This window comes from uncultured Methanobrevibacter sp., from assembly GCF_902774605.1.
Classification (GTDB): Archaea; Methanobacteriota; Methanobacteria; order Methanobacteriales; family Methanobacteriaceae; genus Methanocatella.
The window spans coordinates 1-3,410 of the sequence record NZ_CACYJE010000093.1; the positions used below are offsets into that span (position 1 = coordinate 1).

At 37.2% G+C, this 3,410-nt stretch carries 1 protein-coding gene; it reads right to left on the reverse strand.

What is annotated here, in order from left to right; all coding sequences use genetic code 11:
• Nucleotides 1-178: 178 nt before the first annotated feature.
• Nucleotides 179-3,410 (reverse strand): ATP-dependent DNA helicase (locus QZU77_RS10590; protein ID WP_295603912.1); only part of this gene is annotated, 3,232 nt, incomplete at its 5' end.

Below are 3,410 nucleotides of genomic sequence, written 5' to 3' on the forward strand. Positions count from 1 at the left end.
CATATTATTCGATTGAGTATCTTCTGCTGGGCAACCCTAGGCTTGCATCCAGGCAGCGACCAATGAAACATCCAGTTGAGACTTGAACTTTTCTCTTCACTATTCAATTTATTCCCCTTCCATAAATTAAATTCATATACACTTACAGATTAAATACAAATTTTATTGAACTGCTTTTTTAAGACTTATTTCCGCAAACAAAGTTGAACCTGCAGTATTTGCAGCTGTTTGAAACTTCAGGCTCGAATTTCTCTTCTAGAATATTCTCTGCTGTGTCTTCTATCTCTTCAAGAATCTCCTTGCAATCAATCTCATCAGCACTGAAGTCATAAATCTTATCATCAAGAACAGAATAGATTGAAAGCTTGTCTATCCTCTTGTCATTGTAATCATCATCGTCAACCATCTTCAAGGCCAGCTTGTATGTAGCCAACTGCTTCTTATACTTCTCCATATTGGCCTCTGCATTAGTAGTGACCTTGAAATCTATAATAGATACTGAATCATCATCTTCCTGATAAATTAAATCAATAGAACCGATCAGGTCATAATCATCCTGTCTTATTCTGAATGAATACTCTGAATCAGATATGAAAACATTAGATGCGAAATCATCATAATATTTGTGAATATGCTCCTTGATAGAGTTTATATGGGATTCTGTAAACTCATATTCCTCATATTTTTTAAACTCTTTGTCAATGATATCATCCATTTCTTTTTTGGAAATTGACTTATCATCAATGGTATCATCATTTCTCTTGTCGATAATCCTCTTGTTTATTTCATCAAGAGAGTTGTGGGCGATTGTACCGTAGACACGCTTCCAGTCTGAAGAAGCGGCTTCGATATCATCTGTAAATCCAATATCATCAGTTGAGCTGTCGGTCTCGCTCAGTTGGAATCCGATAACATCGGTCAACTTGTACCTTAAAGGACATTTGTTGTAATAACTGATGGTTGTGTAGCTGAGGTTCAGCTTCTCCTTATCAATGACTCTTCTCTTCTCAATTTCAGGAAGTTCATCCATATTATTTGAATCAAACCTTTTAATCAAATCAGGATCGTCATCAATCAGATGCTTGATTATATCAGGGATTGCAAAAGTCTCCTTGCCCTGCTCCTTGGATTCAGTATCATCCAGACATGAGAGGATTAAAAGGTCCTGAGCCCTGGTCATGGCAACATATATGATTCTAAGCTCTTCGGCATAATGTGCGATCTCCTCCTCTTCAATGGTCTGAGTCTTCAATGTCAAATACTCTGGAGGAGTGTAGAGTGTTCTGTTCTGCCCAATGAGAGGATTTCTATATTCGCTAGGAAAACTTGAACCTTTGCTTTTTGCTTCGGTTAATGTATAAACTATGGTTACTGGAAATTCCAAACCCTTGGAGCCATGAACAGTCATGATCTGAACACAGTCACCCTCTTTGTAATCATCATCACTTATTGCCAGGTTGGACTTTAAAAACCAGTACAGGCCGTTCATGTCATATTTGGAAACAACAGATTCGAAATTGCGAATGGTATGTGTCACATATGCTATGTTTTCAATTCTTTCACCATATTCTTCATTATTAAGATTTTCCAGATTTAAAAATCCAGTAATTTCCATGAGCTCGTAGAATATATCCATGATTGTTGGAATCTCCCTCACTCCAAACTCATGTTCATAGAACTGCCTAATCTTCTCCATTCTCACTTCATCATCTATTTCAAAGTTCATAGGCAAGTTTTTGACCTTTCTCTTTAGGCGGAAGAGCTTTTCAAAGAATGCGCGGTCTGCTTTGTTCCGGATATTATCTTTAAGGTTTTCCTCAGATAATATTGGATCGTTGACAAATTCAAAGACCTTTTCAATATAAAAATTATCCATTCGATCGAAAATTCCGTTATATACAGACAGACCTCCATACCCCTCAAGTTTATCTGCCTGATGTATTTTCTGCTCTATCTCCAATGCGCAATCCTCATAATCAACCTGCATTTTAATTAATCTTTTTTTAGTCTCGCATGAGAGGTCGACCAGAACCTGATTGAAATCACAGCCGATGAAATTCATCAAGTCCTCCCTTTTAAAGGATGAAGGCTTGTCATCTTGAACAAGAAAATGCAGCAGGGTGAAGAGGGATCTTATCTCATCGGTGTCTTTCAAATCATCAGAACCCTTGACCTGATATGGTATGCCCTGTTCCTTAAAGACTTTCACAAGTGTTTTAACATCGGTGTTCTTTACACTTCGACATAAAACAGCAAAATCATTGTAACTCAGATTCTGGGTGTCATGGAGATGCTTGATTATTCTGGATGTTTCCAAAGCCTGATCAGCCCATGATTCATTGACGCTGTAAAATGCATCTTTGGATACGTTTCTAGCTGATTTCAAATGCTTTTCATCATCGCTTCTTTGATTTTCGATAAATGATTCTCCAAGTGCGATGATATCACAGGTTGAGCGGTAATTGCACTCCAGATTGATTTTTTCAAGGTTGTCATATTTTTCGCACATGTAATCAAAATAATTGTCTATGGAGCCTCTGAATCCATATATACTCTGGTCAGGATCTCCTACCGCCGTAAATGAGCCTCCCTTGTCTATGGCATTCTTTAAAAGAATTTCGAATATTTCCATTTGAATTGGGTCTGTATCCTGAAACTCATCTATCAAGACATTTGTGTATATTCTGTCAGAATCCTCTTTTAAAACTTCCAGGGCATCATATTGGATGAGATTGAAATCAGTGACTTCCTCTTTGCACATGAACTCTCGATATTTTGGATATGACTTTGCAATCTGGAGATACTTTGCGTTATACCAGTCATCTGTATACTTTTCCCTATTTAATTTTTTGCTTTTAGGAAAACGATGATATTTCTCCATTTCATCATTTACAAAATTGACATAATCCTCAGAGATTGGAAAATTATTTTTGATGTATTCAACCAGTTCAGGAGTTTTGACGCCGAATGCTGAATACTCGTCGAATTTTTTTAAAATTGAAAGAGCATCTCTGCTTTTGGAAGCATATGCTTCATTTTCAAAGCCCAAATCTTTCATATGCTTTCTTAAAAACATAAGCTTCTGCTCGTCTTCATAGATCTTGAAGTTTTCCTTATCTGTTCCTTCGAGTAATTTCAAGCAGAATGAGTGTATGGTTGATATCTGCATCTTGTTTATATCCTTTTCCGGAATGTCCATATTTGAGAGTTTGGCTTTAAGTTCGTCGGCAGCCTTAATGGTGAATGTGATTACTAGAAATGATTCAGGATCCGCTCCTCGCTCAATAAGGCATTTCACCCGTTCAGTGAGCACAAAAGTCTTTCCAGCTCCAGGTCCCGCTTCTATGAGGAGTGGTCTGTTTTCATCAAACCTGATGCATTCTTTTTGCTTGTCGTTAATAGTTCTTTTC